Here is a 19,475-nt window from a genome sequence, read left to right on the forward strand (position 1 = left end):
GCAACCTACTGCCGAAAACTGCGTAACTCGTTGTTTACCAAGGAGTTTTCCGTTTCGACTGCGCCGGAAGTGGGGCGAATTATAGACACCTGAAATCTGCCGTCAAGCCCTGATTTGGTTTTTCTATAAATAGTACGAAAAAAGCAAGAATACCCGCTGCCTTCCATATAGAAGGATTCAAGAGTGGACAAAAAGCAGATCGGAGTAGCCGCCGACAAGGACACGAGAAAGCGAGAGTGAAATTCCAGAGTGGTGGTGTCCCAGGGCAGGTTCGAACCCTTATCCGACATTCCCTGGCACCAACCCCAAAAAACTCAATAAAATCAATAGGTTCCAGTTCACAGTCACTGCACATTGAGGTGAAGGGGAAACCCACCAAATCTTTCTAATCCGACCACAGTGGCATCACGCAGAAATACGCTTCGTTCACTCAGCTAGGTTCAGTACGAAATGTAAAGCCTTTGATATCTCAGCGTGGCCATTGGGTGCACCTCTGGTCAGCTTTTCATAGCGAGTACCGATCACCGTCCCTTTTTCATCCAACGAACGACCTGCACGATGTTGTACCTTTATTAGATTCTCGGTCGAGCAAACAGCGGCAAGACTTGGCTTGGTTAGCGCTTCGCATTTCCCCCCTGCCTCACCGCCTGCCCGCTTCAGCGGTCACAATACGCCAACACCGGCACGGCAACCCCTATCTGCTAATAATCAGGCACAGCGTCCACGGTATCGACCGGTTATTCGAGAATACGCACCTCATTAAAATTCGAATGAGCATGTGCAGCGTCGTTGCCCCCCCCCCAACGAGAAAACTAATCGAATGGGTTGTCTTGGCTTTCCCTTCTCTGGGAAGCCGCAGAAGGCTCCAATAATGAGCCCCCAGTGGAGTCACATTGATGAACGATTGACCTAGTTGTCAGAGCGCTCTGGAATGTCGAACCGGATCATAAAACCCAGACAATACGATGAAGCCCCAACCCAGTATCACTGCGAGGTCATTGCTGATGGGAGTGTAAGCCTGATGCTAGAACTCGAAGTCGACACTAAACAAATTGGCTAGCTTAGCCTTGCGCCAATTTAAGAAAACGGCAATATCTAGCCGAGAGATAGCGACTCTGCGAGCCCTTGTAACAAATAGCACATCACCTGCCTGGTCATCAAACTTAAAAAGCCCCGTACCGATCAGCACATCGAATAGAGTGCTTGCCGCCCTGCCCATGCCATCAATATCAAAATCACGTACTGCAACAGCCCGCGAATTAGTATCAACGGATTTTTTTTGATGTTCGATTTTTTTATGAGCACGACCAAGTTTACTAGTGAGATTTTCAATCTCAACATTTTTCGATATGAGCATCCTCCTAGCAACAGGATCCACAACCGTGCTCTCGAGACCACCAGAATGGATTTTTACTTCAATCAAATATGCATCGAGCAGTGGACGGTATTTACCATCAGACCTTAATAAGGTAGCGCTATTAATTGGCCGATATTTTTTTTCCTGCATGAGAGCCTGCCGCTGCTCTACAGCCCTAATAGTTTGACAAATAATCTCGGCCAGCTCAGTGATTTTTAACGCTGACGATTTTCTAGCTCGCATTGAACTCAACACGTCCATGACCATTTCCTTCCTAGACCTAACCTTATCTTCCTGCCAGGGCGAAAAGTTACTCAACATCATCATCTCCGAGTGTAGTTAATATCAAAGGCGTATAGTCATCCAATGCTACACTCTGACCAACTTCCAACCTCGTGGTGAACTCATCAATAGCTATATTATTCACTTGCAACATCGACTTAACCTGAGCCACCAACAAAGCAGCAGGATCAGATATCACCGGCTTGAAAATTTCAGCGATATCCAAACTACCGCCTCGTAACCGCATTTTCAAAAAATTATACCTAGCCCTTACTACATCAGTCTGCAACTCGGGATACAGGCTGTTTTCATATAATCTTGAAAAAATATACTGAATAGACGAGTCGCTCATCTCTACTTCGCGCATGCTTTTTTTCATAAGTTGGGGCTGAATAGAAACCAGTTTATTACTTGCGCCGACGTCTCGTCGATAACATTCAACCAAGTAGTCGCGACTCCAAGTCCAACCTAGAAGGTCTGACACAGTTCTTTCAAGCCTCACGTCAACCTGCTCTAACTCAAAAACATTTTCCTCAGAAATGGAATCAGCGTAAGAATGGAGTTCTTCGACCTCCATAGAAAGATTATAAATTTTCACATCAATAGCCGGGATGTTATCAATTCCTTTAACAGAAAAAATACATAACCCACACCGTTTTTCGAGACCCTCATCGATTATTTCTTGGGTGCATGCATCCCCTTTAGTACATATATGCGTAGAATGATGACTCACCTTATCGTCATATTTAATCGCCAAATCTTTCAAAGCCGAGTTATCTTGAAGTACTGAGGCATGAGACATAGTAATACAATTAAAGTCTCGCAGTGCCTGTGGCGCATCGGCATTCAGCGCTTTCCGATAATTAGAAGACGGATGAGATGCATCGAGACGCTGTCCTTTCCATATTTGGACTATATCATTATTGATTTTCTCCGTTACCTCATTGAAATCTTCGTCTATGAGAGTCCCATAATAACGGACAGTGCGTATGCCTTGACCAGTTTTAAATTTTCCAACCTCGCTATCTTTCATAACTCGCTGCCAGACCTTGACGGTACTGTTGCGTGTATGGTGAGGGGTCATATCAGTAACAACGCGCACAGGACAGTACGGAAAATTCACGTTCAAAACTACCACATTATTCGGGATTACTATTTCCCCGTAACTGAATCCATTAGGCTTAAACTCATAAAATCTCGATATAATCCCATGCCGCTTAAGAAAAGACTGAAACGCAACTAAAAAAGACAGATACCCTTCTGAATACACAGTATCTGTATATGGATCCCCACTTGAAATAGACTTCGAGAAAAGCGGAAAATAGTCTTCACGCACATTTTCGTGCCTATTCTCATAACTCTTCAGCCTGTTAAACGTTGGACTTGCAACCATTTCTCGGATCTTTCTCTGGTAGCGCAACACGATAATAGTTTGCCCACTGACTATAGTCCGAATAGGTCGCTTCTTTACTTTATCCACCACCACATGCAACCAATATGCTTTATTTAACTCAACCTCTCCAACTACGTATTTATCAAAGTCAGTTGACAACCATTGAATTGACTGATGCCTAAGACCACTTTCAACTGCCGAGATAGTATGTACAATAAGATGAGGACTGAAAATAGTTTTACGCCCTTTGTCAGCCAGCGGAATGCACCAACGCTTAAAAAAGCACTGCGGCAGGACTTCCACCACATACTTACGACCGGAATAATAAAATTCGTTCTTCCACCCTAACGATAGTGCACGATGCTCCAGGCTACCATGCATAATATCCGTATAGTTCTGTTTAAGAATATCATCATTAAGAATTTCCAAAGCCAGAAAAATACAATATAGGTAGTTAATTGCCAAGCTATATTCAGACCGTCTAAATGGACGCTTATCTGAATTCGGCAAGCCAGAACTTTCGGGCATGTCAATTTTTAAAAGGTAGTTCTTAAACTCTCCTTTGTCATCTTTAAACTTCTTGACCTCCATCCATTCGAACATAGCTCTAAGCTGTTGCAAAGATGCAGACTTTATGCTGGGCGAATCCACTGCGATACTTTCAATAAAATCCTTGAGAGGCAGAGGTGCGCCAGATTGTTTGGTGATAGGTGCGACGAACTTTAAATCCAATTGAGATATATGCTCGGGGTAAGAAAAACCCTCACCGCCCCCAAACAAAGAAAACCACTTATTCAAATAAACAAACAAATATATATTTAAAAAACTTAGACCAAAAGCACTATGAGCCTCATTCTCGTACGCCTTAAGCTCCAAATACGCTTTTTGCACTGCAATCCACCGCATGAGTGCCGGAGTATTATGGAAGCTAGAATGACTCAAAATTGGATTCCGCATAACCTTGGCAGGCATAAATTGGCTCCGCACTAGGAGTCGACAGTAATCTACAAGCTGGCCATCGGACTCTGATCGGTCAATGATTGGAACAAAATTTATAGCTGTTAGCTCCCCCCTACTTCCCGACTTATACTTCATAGGCCTCAAAGCATTAAGAGCATGGTATAGTTCATCGTAGCTAAAATTTATCCGCTCACCGAAAAAGTTGCATGCATAGTGAGCAATTGTATGAACAGGTAACTCTGCAGTCAGGCGCCCTTTCTCATAGTAATATTTTTGGTGAACCGCCACTAGATTTTCGATAGTCAAATCCTCCGGTTTGACGGCCCCAATAATCCAAAATAGCCGCGCGCCATACTGTGCGACTCGTTCTCTAACCCTTTGATCAACACCTTGCCAAAAAACGGGAAGATTCACTTTATCTCTTGCAGAGATCGTGAAAGCCATCAACTCGGGGTAATGATCAAAACCGAACTCAAGAAGCACTGGCGAGTTATTCTTAAATTGGTTTGCTTTAAGCAGAGGAGTCAATAACAAACACTTATCTTTAAACAACAAAACCAGCAAAAGCCATAGTGCCCGCCTCAATGAAACCTTAGTAGCCGGAAGATAATCAACTGAATCATCGCCCAAAAGCTGTACCACTAAATTTTCTGATGCACTTAGATCACCCAATAACACGTACTCGTAGGCCGCCATCACCCATGTAGTGCCATAAAACCTCTTTCCCGCACTTCTTGAAAATACAAAAAATTTTTTAAACGTATAACGTTTCATGATCGGGCCGGAGTTTATAGACTCATAGCTCGAAATTATGGAGCCATAAACCTTATCTAAATAATTACTAACGATTCTTATATTTCTTCGAACTGCGTCATTTAACTCCAAATCGCTAACTAGAACCACGGGCTTATCTGAAAAATTAACATTCATCAGACCACCCCCAAAATAATATCTTCGTAATAGCCATTTGCAATGTAAAAATCTTCCGCCGCCATTAGAGCGCCAGATGAGTCAGCATGATTATAGATTTCAGTACTTTCAATATTTATATGCCCTACGTAACCACTAGTCTTCTCCACCCCTAACCCACATCCACTTTCTGTTGGAATATCATTGCAAAGATAAGAAATGTACATATGCCGTACATCGTGCTGCTTTCCAATGAAAACACCTATCTTCTTTAGATTTGATTTGAATGTCCGAAGAATTGGCGATGGATCGACTAAACAGAGGGGCATTCCTTTTGTTGCCCCTCTACTAACGCAAAAAAGAAAGTCATGAGTAATATAGAACCCATTACTATCTACGCAGGGTAGTTTTGGTGAGGACAATAACGCCTGAAGGCCATCCCAAAACATAGTAGCGAAAGGCTCGATCAGGGTAAGTCGCTGATTCGCTCTACCTTTGAATCTAAGGGAGTTTATTTGAGACATCGACAACCCCATATTTTGGTAAAGCTTTTTCCTATTCCGAGGATCTACGATATAGACAATCTTATTCTCCACATCGATATCGGAAATGAGTACCTGTAAGGTCTCAGATACGCGTGCACCTCCAGCGGCTAACAGAGAATAATAAACTTTATCCCTGATATTTCGCGTCTGCTCTATCACCCGCACAACATCATCTAATTTTAGTTTGAGCTCTCCGACATTTCGCGATGAGCCACCAACAAAGTACTGAGGTATAAAGTTCAGCGCCTTTACACCCACCCCACCAGCTATACATTCCGCAAGATATGAATTAACCCTTCTACTCCCCCATCCTTTTTTTTTGTAATCAAAATCAGATACCTTTGGTACATGCGAAATGAGCGTCGGAGTTGTCCCCACGATCAAACAACCATATTCGTCCAAGCCTACATTGGCCAAACTTGATTCCACCCACTTCTCAGACAATTGAAAAAAAAGGGTCAATGCACTTCGGTGAATTTTCATTGTTGCGGATGACAAAATACTCCAGCCTAAACGCTCAACTACAATCCGTACAATTTCCAATTCAGATTCTCGCCCAAAACTTAAGGCTTGAAAATACAACTCTACAACTGAATACTTGCTTAAGTCGCCAACATCCAATGTAGCCATAACGGCCATACACTCGACGGTAAAGTCTAGATATTTACATACGCATGGAGTGTAAGTCTTTACTGTCCCAACAGGAGCATTACTGGAGAACAGCCGTCTCACATACTCCTCTACACACTCAATAATTTCACTTTCCAATGATTCCAAGACATCTATGGACTGACCTGCTATCACGAGCTTTTTATATCTGAAATTTTTCATCTGAAGTGCATTTAACAACCATGATTATTGAACAGCAGCGTACTTCCTGGTGCGACAATATTTTGCCGCATGTACAAAACGCTTTTTTCGAAGCTACTACAAGATCTTCAAGACACACAAGGACTTCGTCAAAAATCTAATTTCGTCAATACAACGCAATTAAATTCCTGGTGTCAATTTGTTGATTATCTTGGCGAAGCAGTTGCGGCATTACGTCAATACAAACCATATAACTCTTCAAGTTGCGACAGTCATCAATGTAGATATTGGCTTACCAAAAATTGCGTGAAGCCGCTCCCTCTCTGGCTTTCAGAGCCAGCTCAAACAAAAGTATGCGTACAAAGCCTGTCAATATATCTCATACATTGATGGAGCTAGAGTTTCCTTTTCCGAAGCACCTTCCTTTGATTTTAGCCTGCACATTCCGATGGGATGCACAAACCACGCCACCAGAACGGAATTTACTAAGTCAGTGGAAGGTAGATGGTTCACCCGGCCAGCGTTCATAGAAATGAGATGCATCCTGCCTCTTCCCTTCAATTTTCATCGCGCTAGTTTCAAGAGCCTGACTACTGTGCGCTTGCCAATTATAAATATAAATCCGATAACTTTTAATGAGTACAATGAACATTGCTTTCATTATCAATGGAGACATTCAGCTGACTGCATAAAACTTGCTCAAGAGTGCAGGAGTCAATCTAGATTCTACCTCTCCGAATAATTTAACGTAGCTCATTTTATACTTTTAACATGACCTATCGATGCTCGGTGAGCCACCATTCGGGCCTAGATACTTCTGTCCAATGAACGCTTTTAGTTCGATCTACTCAACATTGGTGATGCAGTCGCCATGTCGGTTGATGAGATACGAGAATGTGTCCCAGAAACCGAGATAGAGGGTGCTAGTGGATCCCACTTTGTAGTCGTGCTTGACGAGCACATGCCGGAACCGTGGAAGACTCGTTTCGAAGAAGCGAGTACTGGGTCTACCCGTTTGCGGCAGGGTAGCTATGCGAGAGATTGGCGTCGGTTTTTACGGCTATGGACGGCAGAGATGCAGCACCTCGCGGCGCATAGGGAGATGCGTTAATCCCAGGCATGACGGATCTCACACTAGAACTCCCCTCTCCAACTGGCCGATAAGATCGACAACAGCTTTTGTTGCAACCCTCGTCCCCAGCATGTCGATTGGGCGCTTCGATCCGAGTCCTTGAACCGGCGAATTCATCCATCCCGTTGCAGCAGCGACATCGTTTTCGAACAGGGAAAGGGCGCCCTCAAAGATAGCTACCAATGCGATGAGTCGGTCACTTTCTGCCGTGGTGAATCGCCCTGCTTTCGCCCTACGCGCCAACGTCGTGTGCGAAACGCAAATAGCTTTGGAGATTACTCCTCGTGGTACCTGCAGTAGGCTCGCAATCAGATCAAGGTGCTCGAAAGGTAGGCCCTGGTGGATGAGTTCATGCAACCTGGTTCCGCGTGAAGGCAATCCTAATGCCGACCAAATGCAATCAGTCGCGGGAGGCGCTGGCTGGTATTCCTTGATCGATGACAGCATTTTCATCTCCCCATCACACAATTGAAGCTAGCCGGGCCGAGGGCCCGAATCAGCGACATGGCCCCGGCAGCAGGCATCACTTTGCGACTTCCGAAAGGAACGCATGACAAGCACTTCCCCCCACGGATATTGTCAGCGCTATGAACTATTCAGATCCTACCCCATCGACTCCGACCGGCCACTCTCGAAGTGAGCCAGAATGCATCGATGACTCAGAGAACGATCAGGTGCTATTCAAGTTTCTGTCGTTGCTGGAAGACGACATCCTAAGTAACCCAGAGAAACTGATCGCCTTCGACTCAACGCTGCTGGCTCGCCTCGATTCTTTGATCGGTGGGCTCGATGTTGACATCAACTCTCCGCTTTCAGCGGATGATGAGTGAAGCAATGCCCTTTACAGATACTCACGCAGATGACTGAGCACTGGTCTCACCCGATCATTCCCAGCTCGATTCCTACATCGACTCTGGCCCGCGCAGATGAGCTTGTAAGGAAGACTGCCTTCCTCGCTGGCCTTGTCGCCCCAGAGACCGCTGCATGCTTGAGTGAACTACTGAAAGTCTCCAACGCTCATTACTCGAACGTGATTGATGGGATACCTTCTGAACCAGAAATGCTGGAGCGTGACTTCGTACTTGAGCACCATCAGAGCGCCTTCGGTGATATCCCGGAGCATCGTCGACGTATCGTGGCGGTCTTGTGTCTGCACTACCATCTTCTTCATAGGCGAACACCCCGTTATGGCATCGGGGCTTTTGCGCGGGCGCTTACGTTCGAACATTTCGCATTGCTTGGACTTCACCCACACCTGTGGTCGCTTTCGCGAGGCTTGAGTCCAAGGCTCGACGAGTATCAGTCTGCTACATGCATGAGTGATCCCATGCAGATAGGTGGGCTTGAGCGTGCTCAACAACTCATAGGCGGGGGACAGTTCGCTTTCATCGACTTTGTGCTTGATGCCTGTCATGAGGAGGTGGATTACGTGACTACCGCCCTGAATCGTCGCAAGCTTCGTGAGTCCGTCACTCTTGCGTACAAAACAAACTCGCGTTTGAAGGTGTCAGGCATTCGACCAGAAACGATGCCAGCGTTGTTAGCGCTCCTGATCCAGGGTGCATTGCCTCGCAGTGAGTTCGTAACCTTTACGGGTCTTCCGTCTGACGCAGCGAACGACCAGCTTAAACTGCTGATACATCTCGGCATTGTGGTGAGCCCACCATCTAATCCCCAAAGGCTAGGGGTAGGCTTACCGGCCTGGTTTGCCCAGGAACTCCTTCCCGACTTTCATTTAGCATGAGCTTGACGTTGAGCCGGGCTATAGCCCGGAGGGCCGATAACGGTGATAGCCTTTACTAGGATTGTCAGGGTTATGCTGGGCTTCAAACAGGCCCAAGGTGTTTTAGTAACGCTGGCGGAACGCTGCTCACATGGGGCACGTGAGTAGTTTCAAAAACATCCAGCGGGGCCTCCATCAAGCTGTTCGCTAACCAAACTGCGTCAAGTATGCTGAACGAATAGCATATGAACTCAAATACAAGCTCTACTCCACCTTCATGCATAAACTGTGTAAACGCCAACATTTTAGTTGTATCACTCGCCCCCGTAGAGAGTTCAACAAAATACCCGTCTCAATCTACAAGTCGTAACCTTGGCACTCTGGGTAGAGAACTGGTGCTTTGCGAGTATCGATTGCTTGCTCATGACGTCATTGGAATTGCTCCAATCGCCACCACTCTTGAGCTTGAGGCGAGACTGTTTGGATTGCCTGTGCTGAACAAGCCTCCGACGCAGATTGCCACTGATACCCACCTTCAGCAGCTCACCTTCGTAAGTAGATGGCTGCGTGGCTATGCGTTGTGAAACGGCGCTAGGGTCGGGCGTGAACCGGTAGCGACGCTGGAGGTCAGTGACGTTGCGGAAATGGTACTGCTAACGTGGTGTCCAGCTTCGCTATGAACGACGTGTAAGCCAGACGACTATCGCGCATCCGTCGATCTACCCGTTTAATTATGCAAGACGTATTTCCGGAACGCTTACTATCTAATTGTAGGATTCGCCATTTCTGCGAGGAAATACCGGGAGCATGCTCGATCGCTTTCTACCACTCCCATCCTGCCTTGGCGATGTTACAAAATTTCGCGGGAGTTTCGTTGTTTCATCGCCTCAGCCAATTTGTGAGAGTTACTCCACCCGAGTCTCGGGCATCGTGACGCCCATTTTCCGTGGTGGCACATCTCACAGTCATCTGGAGTGAAATATGCGCAAAAAATCGCAAGGGTACCTAGCAGAATCCAAGCTGATTATCAGGCAGGGCGAGCAGCTCTGGCACCTTCATCAAGCATTGAAAGAACGCTCTGAACGAGAAGTCGTAATGGAAATGGCACAAGGTTACCTTGATGCTGGGAGGACACCGACCTTCTCGGACGGGCTTATGATCGCTGGCGGCGTGGTCAATGCATACCGCAGTACTGAGGCGGGTGAACGGGTCATCCAAAAGGCCCGCACGCGACTCAAGACGCGCAACGACGAAATTGGCATCCCGGCTGCGCTGACTTAATCCAAGGAGAGAACATGAGCCGCACATTCAGTGTTAACGAGTGTGCGCTCAACGAGGAGATCCTCCACGTTGCGCGCCAGTCCACCGATAACAAGATGCTGGAGACGATGGAGCCGCTCGCTTTAACGCAAGCCATCGTCGATATTCTGTCTCTTGACTCCAAGTCAGCGATCCCAGGCACGGAAGGGGAATTACGGCTGCTCGATAGACTGTATTGCCTGATGAGCATGAAGAATCGCAAGTGGCTGACTGAATCGCATGTAAGCCTCCCCTACGCTCAGATGACCTCGTCTGACGGGCCAAGGGAAGCGGAACTAAAGTCCAGGCTGTACGGGATCGAAGAGCGCGACAAGCCGGCTACTCAATCGAACGGCGCTCCAACGGGAATTGAGCTGCGGAATTATTTTTTCCAGTTGCTCAAAAAATGCCTCTCTGAGCAAGAGCTCGCGTCCTTCCCTCATCTGCTGACGCTGTTTGATAACAGCTTCTCCAATAAAGAAGGAATGCCTGTTCTGGAGCTAAGGGCCTGGAGCACCCTGACGCTGTTTCAACAGCTGATTTTACGGGCTGAACGGCAGGCGCGTCCCCTCCCACCAAAGGGGCTAACACTTGAGCAGGCCGCGACACCTGAATACATAGAGCCCATTCACGCCAAGATTCGCGATGAACTCCCTAGACTGATAGCGACTAGCACTTGGCGAACAGTCGTTGATGGTAAATCAGAAAATACCGACAGCTTATTTGTCCGTCTTGGCCTGAACGCAGCGGTGAATCGGTTCGTGCTGGAGCAATGGGCTTATAGCCGTCGAGTCCACGCTGCGGGGCAGATCCAAATCAGTTTGGTCAAGGAGCTTGAAAAAACTGCAGCTGCGGGATTTATTCAGTTACTGACAGACGATCTGGCAAATCTGGATGGCCGTATAGACTATCCAAAGCTTGTCCAATCGCTGCTGGGTACCGCGCTGACAGAGCGTGGTATCACCATCACGTCCAACCTCTATAAGCGTATCGGCGCACAGGTCGATCACATCCTACAAAGCTGCGAATTGGAAGAGTTTAAGGGTGATGAGGAGATGAACTGGGCTTTGTCATCATATCCTGAACTGACAAAGGCGCTGGGATACCTAGCGTTGGCATGGAGCCATGCGTGCAATGGCCGCTTTCCAGAAGATGATCCGGGCATTCACGCGGCCGTCACCCGGTTGATTTCCAGCCGTTCTCCACTGGTTATTTCCGGGCAACACATGGTCAGCCTTAGGCGGCTTATCTCAACCCTGATGAATACTCAGGTATTTTGCTTCCCATCTGCATACAGGATAGAAAAGCATATTGAGCATGTCGTTTACGTAAGAAGATTTTTGATCGACGAAATCCTGGGAACATTCAAAACGGCGTCCCTGGAACAGTGGAATAGCGTTCTGCGTGCAGGATTTAGCACTGACGAGCTTTCAGAGTTCATGATAGCCATACAAGGTAGCGCTCAAGCTTCGCCGTGAAGGCATTCATGTAGACGTGATAGGGATGAAATCAGGCGACCTCCACGCTCGTAGATCGCATCGGCGTCTATGACAAGCCCGACGGCATAGACGCGCTGATGAGGCATTAACATTTATTTCCGAGAGCCACTTTTGCTGACATGTTGGCTACTCTCCACACCCAATAGGTGCCGTTGGTCAGTAGTCAGAGCGGTCAATGCGTGTTCACGGGACGCTTACGATCCAGGTCAAAAATCACTGGGACGTCGGGGTCAATCCGCGCTTATAACAAACCTTCTACGCACTCTTCGAACTATCGATTGACTTTAGAGCCGGCGTCCCACGCCACCTGCGCCAAGTGGCGCGACTTCGGGGGTAACTCTTCCAAGCCAAAGGTATCGGCAGGGAAGAACAGTTGAAATTTTTCGAGTGCATTGTCCAAAAGCCTTGCAGTTTCTTCGTAGTCGCCGCTATAGCGCCCGGACATTTGATTGATAACCCATCCACCTTCCACCTTCCACAACTCACCCGCAATGCGGGCAGGTCGGAATTTGGTAATACTCGGATGACCACAAGGCTCATCTTTGCCATCAATTCTGAGATAAATCTCTTCGCCAATGAGCAACGCTCCATCGCCAGCGATTGCCCAAATGAGATAGATCACCCCCTCCTCCGCGAACCGATCATTCAGCTCGGCCAGCCGCTTGCGCTGAGGATTGCGCAGCACTTCGCGAGTGGGGTTGGTGGAGATCTTACCACCCAGAAATTCCTGCTCCTTGAGCTTGGTAGGTGCACGCAGCTGGCCATATGTATTGTCCAGATAGTCAGCCAGCGTCTCTTCCCGATCCCGCAGCTTGACCAAGAATGACTGGTAGAAGTGGACTGGCGCAGCCCGCTCCTCTTTGAATGATCCATGCACTGCGAAAAGTCTCAGAATTGGCGTGCCTAGAATGATGTTGTCTACATACACAGCTGAAACAGCGTTGCCTTGCGGAATGTCGCTAGCGTCAATGAAGACTCGAAACACTTTTTCTGATTGGTAGATAAATTGTATCTCCCACTGCAGACGCGCAAAGCTTGAGGTCAAGAAATTGATTTTGTCCTTTTGCCAGCGGTCGAAATCACCGGCATTGACTTCGAATACCTGCCCGCTGAGAGCATCGAGCTGAGTGGAAGGAGCCACATGCTCCCTAATTGCCTGCCGGATCTCAGAGATGGAGCGCAATTTTACAGAGTAGGTAAGCTTTGTCTCGGCTGATGGCACCGATCCGGTCATCGCTTCGACCATATCGTCAAATGCCGAGGAGATGCTCTTACCAGTGAAGTGTGCATAGAAAAATGGCAAGCGAGCCTTTTTGTCAGTCGGCATCACGAGGCACTCCGGCACGATTAACTCGTGAGGATCCATCCAGTCGTCGGTGCCGACAACCATCCGCTGCAGCCCCAGCGCCCAAGCATCAGCACGTGCCTCAGCATCGTATTGACTGAGTTTTACCAATTTAGCCCGCGCGTACGGCCCCAACCTGTCGTCGTGAACGTACACAACGCTATCGCTATCGGTCTTGTAACCCAGGATGCTCACCGCATGGCCAGCGTCGTATGCCTCCAAACCACCTTGAGAAGTGACCTGATAAACCGATCCCATCACCAGCAAAGGTAATTCGCTGTCGATATGCCCCATTACCGTGGCCAGAAAATCCTCTTCAGACAGGTTCTGCTTTTTCAAGTCTTCGGTATGGTGGCGCAGGCCCTCCACGTCCAAGCAGCGCAGAATCTGCTTGTTGGTCAACTCCTTATTGGGGAAGCTGTTTGATGAGCCATCGATGTGGTTGATTGCGTTAACAGTGATCTCGCTACAGGAGTGGATGCCCCTCACATCGCGCCACTTCAGCGAATGCAGAGATGACCAGATCGCCGTAGAGGCACATGCCGATACGACCTTATCTTGTTCCTGGAAGGCGATCGACCTAACGCTTAGTTCGATGCCAAACAAATCAACTTTGTACTCTCGCGAGAGTCGGCACTTTCGCTTACCGACCTGTCCGGTCTTGCCAACCTCGATCTCAGCTTCAGCCTTAGCCTCGGGCATAGGTACACCTGTCGAGCCATTTTCGGCGCCCGCAAGGTTCGTATCGGCCACTTTCGAGTCCACATCTGACATGACTTTGAGGCATGTCTTTCCGATGAATGTCTTAGGTAATGGTTTGATCACCATGAACCCGAGATAAGCTTCATTCAGTTCACGAGCCAAATCTCCAGCGCCGGTTTGCGCCCTAAGGATCGTATTGATGTGCGAGTGATCCACACGCTTGGCAAAGAAATGCATCCTAGCGCACTGGTGCCCCGCATTCCCAAAGCGCCTAACGTAGAAGCGCGAAAAGTCTTCCAGGTAATCCTTGTCGACGTAATTGAGCTCAAGCAGAACTGATTCAGCCTTCATGACCTGCAGGTAGTTGAAGATGTAGCTCACCTGAGGTTTCTGGAGAATGTCGGGAAAATCAGATCCGAAACACTGGGTAACCAGATTGCTGAGAGTCTGTTTTTCGAATTTGGATACTAGGTAAGAATTCATTGGCATAAAAAAAGCAGCCGTCCTGGCTGCTTTTTCCTACGTTGGATTGAAAAATTAAAGGCTGCAGGTCTTCGCGAGCAGCGCATGTCCGGCTGCCTTGTTGGCAACCTGTCTCTCAATTTTGTGATCGTATTCACGCTGGCGCTGGCGAGCTAGCTCAAGCCGGGCGCTACCATCGCGATCAAGGTCACGAATGCGGGAAAGGTCAATCAGTGCCTGTAAGCTCATGGATTCTCTCGCTGAAAATGCACGTCTGATTCAAATTAGCATGTGTGAACACAAGCGCACAACACTCGATTTGTGGCCAAACCCAAGCAAATGGCTCAAAGTTAAGACACCGGCCCCAAAAACGAAGGTCGCGCATTCTATAGCCGGTAGCGCCAATCAGAAAGCCTTTTCGCACCGTCCTTACGAACGGCGGGTGCGAAATGCCATTACGTAAGGCTACAAGGCCCAACTGCTGGACTCACCGCTGACTGTGATTTGGTTGCGCCCCAAGGCATCGTTCTCATCCCAAAAACATTCCCATCGCGTCCTGAAGCGTCAGCTACCAGGGGGTTCAGTTTCACGTCATGGGAAACACAACTGGGCTTAGCTGCGATGCCCGTCTGTCTTGAATTAAACATTGAGCTGTCCAACCTGCTGACGGAGTTCTCCGCTCACTTCGAACAATGCGCCACTCCGCTTCAGGACACCTTGAGAATGGCTCTCGACGTTTACCTCCTGTATCACGGGCCGCTCGTTCTCATTGGTAAAGTTCGACCGTGCTCCATGCTACCGTTGGGCTCTCATCCGTGCAGAATCCCCCCACTAGCCGACACGACCTATCCAACCGGGCCAACCTTCGCATGCTCAAGGATGTGTCGCTTGCCGGTGCCAAACATGTACTCGACATGCAAGTCCCGCCAACCAACGATGAGTGCCAGCAGCGGCCGACCGTCGACTCGGTCAGCCGCCAGGATCTGCCACTCGTTTAGATCGATCGAGGACGGCGTCGGATGTTCCTGTGGATGGGTATGCCACTCCCCGATGTATCGCACCAGGCCTTTGCTTTCCTTCCACCGCTTCATGGCCAGCCGGTTATGAAAGTAGGGCATGCGCTCAAAGAGAAACCTAAAGCGCCTGTCCAAGAGCGAGGGCTCGGTCGCCTCGATAATCTCCAAATGCTCACCACGAACGTGACCGAGCAATATTCCCCCAGCCTCCTTCGAGCCCCCCCCCTCTTGGATATACCGCCCAAAGACCTCTAGCGGCTGCTGATGCAGGTACACCAGTTGCTGAGTGCCAGGAACAACCCAAGTCGTCACGAACGACATGCTGGACATTCCGCATTAGGCAACGGCGAGCAATCCGGGGTTGCCGGCTCATAGTTGTGATCGGTCAATCGAGTTGATAGCGAAGGCCAAGGTTTCCCTGCAACCCAAGCCAAGGCCGTATCCAGTGCCAGGGCCGCTGCCTGAACCGACACTGACGCAGGAAACGGTACGTAGAGTCCTTCACATCCCTGCCCGGCAAAGATGGGCTGCACACCCCCAACGACCGCCAACAGACTACCTTGGCGATTGGCCTCTGTGAGGCATCGGTAGCAACCTTGCTCAGTACACTGCTTGATCAGCGAACGCACTGCGACGCCTGCCCCCTCAATCCAGACATGTAAGGTTGGACAGACAGCGGTCTTTGCGAGCCAGTGCCCGAACGACTCCTCCCCCGTGGCATCAATAATCAAATCCAGGCCGGCCAGATTTACGTCCTTGGCGTCGTTGGCATAGGCACGCGTCTTAGCAGTTGGCATCGCGGCTTTGAGCTCGTCAGCCAGCGCATCTGCCTTGCCTCGGAACAAATGGTTAAAGCCCAGTCGATGCCTCCCAAGGTTCTGAGGCATCAGTATGTCGTTATCAATCAGTAGCAGTTCCCCGACGCCCACACCGGCGCCGGCTTTTACAAGCATCTCGGCCAAAAAACCGCCGATGGTGCCGCATCCGATCAATCCAATGCGCTTATCTGAGAGCGTGGTCTGTCCTGGGATGTTGCGTTCGCTTAGGTATCTGTCATCGAGACGGAACATCTGCAAAGGCTGGACAGGGCAGTCGAAGATTGGCAATCGTTGATCAGTGGAGCGCTTACCTTCAGGGCGATTATGCTGAAGCTCAAGCACCAAAAAACCATAGCTGTAACCCGTTTTCTCGGACTCGATAACAATCAACATGCCATCCGCCCCCTCGCGGTACGCTGCAGTGACCTTATCGCGGATCTTGCGTCTGCAGGCGTCATCCATTTCATGTTGCCAGTCGAGGATCTGCCCAACTGTTTTTGGGGGCCAGTTCTCCTGCATCGGCCTTGGAGCGGCACTGGTCGTAATCATCGCAACACGTGCTGGGAACTCTGTGATCGCCCTCCCCTCACGCGCAAACTTAAGCCGGCTTCGGGCAGCATCATCTGTCAGCACATACATCTTATTGTCCGATAGCTTGAGTAGTTCGACCACACCGGATGTACGCCGCTCGATGTCATGGAAACAGTAGATGCCGCCCCAATAGACGAAGAATTCTTCCTGCAAATCCTCCTTCATTTTTCCGGCCAGAGCCTGCTCCAGTACCTCAGTGGCTTGGAGCAGGGACGTGCGGGTTTGTCCTACCGGATCATAGATATCGATGACCTCGGTGCCGGGGGCGGCATAACAGAGGTAGCCATCTGGACTCAAGTGAGGCACTAACCGAGGGAGGGCCTTAGGAACACTGGTAAGCCATAGCTTCAGGGGCCGCGCAAATGCGCGATCTATCCAGACTTCACATTGGACAGTTCCCTGAGTGGCCGTCGTCAACTCTCCGGCCATTACAAGCCAAGCTGCGTCCGGCTGAGGATCCACCTTGATAAATCCCCACCCATTCATGTGGCGCAGCACTTCGGGCATGCCTTCCATGGACTCAGCCTGCCTTAGTACGCTTCACAGGCTCTGCCTGGCCCGCGAGAGGTGCAATAGCAGCCATGGATGCCGGCAGGCTCTCAGGATTTGACTTCATTCGATAAGACGCATTCGGGAAGCGGTCGCCCAGCATGCTGTGAAGCCAGTGATAAGCAGTTTGTGCATCGCTTGCATTGATTGCACCTTCCAAGTGATTCGCGAAAACTCGAAAGAGCTCCACGGCATCAGCAATCGCTTCCTTGGGCATATGAGCAGTGAGCGATGCCTCGGGGTCAATGGGGCTAATGACGCCCGTGTGCAGGGCATCAGGAATTCCCTTAACGACGTTCAACAGCGCGAGGTCATCGCGCTTGTCGAAGTATTCATACAGCGGACAGGCTACTGCCATCAGAAGAATCGAGCTTGGGCCCTTATCTTCCCATTGCTTGTCGCGGAATGCCTTCAGGTAACGCACGACACGGATGAGTTGATCGCCCTTTTCCTGGCACTCCCGCTTGAACCAGTTTTTCATCGCCATTGGGTCGGACTTACGCCAACCTTGCTTGCGGTCAGCCAGCAGAATCTTGTCCGACGGCAGGGACTTCCAAGTGTCCCGCTCAGAGTTCATCGCGCTGTCAAATACGGCATGGCCACGGCTTTCCATGCCTGCTTTTATCAGCAGGAAAAGGGTGTCCGGAATTACGTATAAAGGAAGGTCGATGTGGGCGTAGCGGGAAATTGTTACCCGAACACAAGTGTCCTTACTCTCGGTATTCCACCCTCTTTCAGCGCACATCGGCTTCAGCACATCGATGACGGCGTCAAAGAACAAGGATATCGCAAGCTTGGGACTGTTTTCCTCACGCATGACACTCAGCGGAAGGTAAACGCCATCGTCGATATCTGACTGCTGGGGCGGCGTTGTGCAGGGGCTATTGAGGGTTTTGTAGGCTCGCGAGCCCTGGATGTAGAAGCGTGGCTCACAGACTTCACCCTCAAGACCTTTTTCACGGAGCATCCGAGGCAGGTCAGCCTTCAGGGCCTCCCTGATATCTTTACGAGCCCCATCGATTGCAGCCAGCTCATCGGGTTCAAGGTCGAGTTCATCAAGGAAGCAGGCTTCCCCGGTAGTAGTGAATAGCAAGGGACTAAAATTTGGCATGAAGCCTCCGCTCAAGCGCTAAATGAACGGTGCCTCCAGCAATTGCTGACCTGTACATCAAGATCACTGAACGCTTTTGCGTTACTGAATCTCCTCGCTGCCACCCTACGCCAACCACGTATTCCAGAGGGGGCAGTCCTTCCCGATTTGTCAGCTACCTTGCTCGATGACACGTGCGAGATGACATAATGCCACCCCACAACATGTAGATCAATAGAACCAAAAAACCACCACATATGGTGTATTTTTGTTTTTTCGCCCTATTCGATGGAATTTAACCGAAAAACTTGAGCCGGACACCCACCAAGGTGCCTTAGGGCCTAGTGAAAGTGACCTGCCCAGCCGTATTGAGCCCTTCAGTCCACTTGCGGTCGGTAAAATAGGTACCTTCCATGACAAGACCGTCACCGGCTTCCTTGACAAAAACCCTAGCGGCTCCAGTATGCGTGTTCGTGTCAGTGGCCACTGGAACCTGGGTGTAGTTGACGTACATGTAGTTCAGCTCAAGGATTCCAACTTGGTCGCTGGGCCTGACGGAGACACTGAGTGTCTTTGATTCTGAGTATTTGCTATCCGAAGTGAATTCCATCTTGACGCTGAATAGGCGCGCCTTGATCTTAACCTTCCCCTCGACTACGTAGAGCGACGAACCGTCGCCTTGCCCAAGCCACTTCTGCATGACTCCCCAGTTGGACTGCAGCTTCATGTTCCACTCCCCGTCGATGGGCGGGAGAATTTTGCAAACAAAAGGCAACTTGCACAGCCATATGAAAACGGGGGTTTGACCCAGCACATAGAAAATGGCTGCGCCGATTCCTACTGCTGATGTCACAGGCCGACGAAGATCAGTTAACGGCCCAGCCAACAGAGTTGACATGTCCTTGAAGTGCAACGCCAGGAAAACAACCAGACATGTGGTAGCGAAGTACCCGAGGGTCTTGGTGATCCCTATGACTTGATACATGCCATTCC

At 49.4% G+C, this 19,475-nt stretch carries 14 protein-coding genes; 4 read left to right on the plus strand and 10 right to left on the minus strand.

Going from position 1 to position 19,475, the window contains the following annotated elements; all coding sequences use genetic code 11:
* Positions 1-1,024: 1,024 nt before the first annotated feature.
* The 4 genes from ACSFE6_RS12500 to ACSFE6_RS12515 all read right to left on the minus strand — a co-directional run bounded on the left by ACSFE6_RS12500 (position 1,025) and on the right by ACSFE6_RS12515 (position 7,841).
* Complete coding sequence (locus ACSFE6_RS12500; RefSeq protein WP_435427894.1) at positions 1,025-1,618, minus strand: hypothetical protein; 594 nt, start codon at positions 1,616-1,618, stop codon at positions 1,025-1,027.
* A 49-nt stretch (positions 1,619-1,667) separates the two neighbouring features.
* Complete coding sequence (locus ACSFE6_RS12505) at positions 1,668-4,922, minus strand: hypothetical protein (protein WP_435427895.1); 3,255 nt, start codon at positions 4,920-4,922, stop codon at positions 1,668-1,670.
* A complete protein-coding gene (locus tag ACSFE6_RS12510; protein ID WP_435427896.1) occupies positions 4,922-6,277 on the minus strand; it encodes a tyrosine-type recombinase/integrase in 1,356 nt (451 codons plus the stop codon). The genes ACSFE6_RS12505 and ACSFE6_RS12510 overlap by 1 nt, the downstream gene beginning before the upstream one ends.
* Before the next feature lie 1,108 nt (positions 6,278-7,385).
* Positions 7,386-7,841 carry an antitoxin Xre/MbcA/ParS toxin-binding domain-containing protein gene (locus ACSFE6_RS12515; RefSeq protein ID WP_435427897.1) on the minus strand — a complete coding sequence of 152 codons (456 nt, stop codon included), beginning with the start codon at positions 7,839-7,841 and terminating at the stop codon, positions 7,386-7,388.
* Between the two features lie 134 nt (positions 7,842-7,975).
* On the opposite strand from ACSFE6_RS12515, the gene ACSFE6_RS12520 reads away from it, so the two are divergent.
* The 4 genes from ACSFE6_RS12520 (at position 7,976) to ACSFE6_RS12535 (ending at position 11,888) form a co-directional block, all read left to right on the plus strand.
* Complete coding sequence (locus tag ACSFE6_RS12520; RefSeq protein ID WP_435427898.1) at positions 7,976-8,218, plus strand: type II toxin-antitoxin system PrlF family antitoxin; 243 nt, start codon at positions 7,976-7,978, stop codon at positions 8,216-8,218.
* A gap of 158 nt (positions 8,219-8,376) precedes the next feature.
* Positions 8,377-9,132 (plus strand): hypothetical protein, encoded by a 756-nt coding sequence (locus tag ACSFE6_RS12525; protein ID WP_435427899.1) that lies wholly within the window; start codon positions 8,377-8,379, stop codon positions 9,130-9,132.
* Positions 9,133-10,092: 960 nt separating this feature from the next.
* Entirely contained in the window at positions 10,093-10,392 is a 300-nt protein-coding gene (locus ACSFE6_RS12530; RefSeq protein WP_435427900.1) for a hypothetical protein, read from the plus strand.
* Between the two features lie 14 nt (positions 10,393-10,406).
* Positions 10,407-11,888 (plus strand): hypothetical protein, encoded by a 1,482-nt coding sequence (locus ACSFE6_RS12535; protein ID WP_435427901.1) that lies wholly within the window; start codon positions 10,407-10,409, stop codon positions 11,886-11,888.
* A 292-nt stretch (positions 11,889-12,180) separates the two neighbouring features.
* Here the strand turns inward: ACSFE6_RS12535 and ACSFE6_RS12540 are convergent, their stop codons facing one another.
* The 6 genes from ACSFE6_RS12540 to ACSFE6_RS12565 all read right to left on the minus strand — a co-directional run bounded on the left by ACSFE6_RS12540 (position 12,181) and on the right by ACSFE6_RS12565 (position 19,467).
* Positions 12,181-14,337 (minus strand): hypothetical protein, encoded by a 2,157-nt coding sequence (locus ACSFE6_RS12540; protein ID WP_435427902.1) that lies wholly within the window; start codon positions 14,335-14,337, stop codon positions 12,181-12,183.
* Between the two features lie 156 nt (positions 14,338-14,493).
* Positions 14,494-14,667 (minus strand): hypothetical protein, encoded by a 174-nt coding sequence (locus tag ACSFE6_RS12545; protein WP_435427903.1) that lies wholly within the window; start codon positions 14,665-14,667, stop codon positions 14,494-14,496.
* Positions 14,668-15,263: 596 nt separating this feature from the next.
* The gene (locus ACSFE6_RS12550) at positions 15,264-15,755 is read right to left on the minus strand and encodes a Mov34/MPN/PAD-1 family protein (protein WP_435427904.1); all 492 of its coding nucleotides are present in this window, start codon (positions 15,753-15,755) and stop codon (positions 15,264-15,266) included.
* Positions 15,743-17,359: a ThiF family adenylyltransferase gene (locus ACSFE6_RS12555; protein WP_435427905.1), complete on the minus strand. Its 1,617-nt coding sequence runs from the start codon at positions 17,357-17,359 to the stop codon at positions 15,743-15,745. Before ACSFE6_RS12555 ends, ACSFE6_RS12550 begins: the two co-directional genes overlap by 13 nt.
* A 4-nt stretch (positions 17,360-17,363) precedes the next feature.
* Positions 17,364-18,503, minus strand: coding sequence for a CBASS cGAMP synthase (locus tag ACSFE6_RS12560; protein WP_435427906.1), 1,140 nt, complete (start codon positions 18,501-18,503; stop codon positions 17,364-17,366).
* Between the two features lie 313 nt (positions 18,504-18,816).
* Positions 18,817-19,467, minus strand: a complete 651-nt coding sequence (locus tag ACSFE6_RS12565) for a hypothetical protein (protein ID WP_435427907.1) — start codon at positions 19,465-19,467, stop codon at positions 18,817-18,819.
* Positions 19,468-19,475 lie beyond the last annotated feature (8 nt).

Source organism: Pseudomonas baetica, from assembly GCF_051216495.1.
Classification (GTDB): domain Bacteria; phylum Pseudomonadota; class Gammaproteobacteria; order Pseudomonadales; family Pseudomonadaceae; genus Aquipseudomonas; species Aquipseudomonas baetica_B.

Coding starts and splice junctions, on each gene's coding strand:
- ACSFE6_RS12500 (WP_435427894.1), bottom strand. CDS start 1,618: ATGGACGTGTTGAGTTCAATGCGAGCTAGAAAATCGTCAGCGTTAAAA.
- ACSFE6_RS12505 (WP_435427895.1), bottom strand. CDS start 4,922: ATGAATGTTAATTTTTCAGATAAGCCCGTGGTTCTAGTTAGCGATTTG.
- ACSFE6_RS12510 (WP_435427896.1), bottom strand. CDS start 6,277: ATGAAAAATTTCAGATATAAAAAGCTCGTGATAGCAGGTCAGTCCATA.
- ACSFE6_RS12515 (WP_435427897.1), bottom strand. CDS start 7,841: ATGAAAATGCTGTCATCGATCAAGGAATACCAGCCAGCGCCTCCCGCG.
- ACSFE6_RS12520 (WP_435427898.1), top strand. CDS start 7,976: ATGAACTATTCAGATCCTACCCCATCGACTCCGACCGGCCACTCTCGA.
- ACSFE6_RS12530 (WP_435427900.1), top strand. CDS start 10,093: ATGCGCAAAAAATCGCAAGGGTACCTAGCAGAATCCAAGCTGATTATC.
- ACSFE6_RS12535 (WP_435427901.1), top strand. CDS start 10,407: ATGAGCCGCACATTCAGTGTTAACGAGTGTGCGCTCAACGAGGAGATC.
- ACSFE6_RS12545 (WP_435427903.1), bottom strand. CDS start 14,667: ATGAGCTTACAGGCACTGATTGACCTTTCCCGCATTCGTGACCTTGAT.
- ACSFE6_RS12550 (WP_435427904.1), bottom strand. CDS start 15,755: ATGTCGTTCGTGACGACTTGGGTTGTTCCTGGCACTCAGCAACTGGTG.
- ACSFE6_RS12555 (WP_435427905.1), bottom strand. CDS start 17,359: ATGGAAGGCATGCCCGAAGTGCTGCGCCACATGAATGGGTGGGGATTT.
- ACSFE6_RS12560 (WP_435427906.1), bottom strand. CDS start 18,503: ATGCCAAATTTTAGTCCCTTGCTATTCACTACTACCGGGGAAGCCTGC.
- ACSFE6_RS12565 (WP_435427907.1), bottom strand. CDS start 19,467: ATGTATCAAGTCATAGGGATCACCAAGACCCTCGGGTACTTCGCTACC.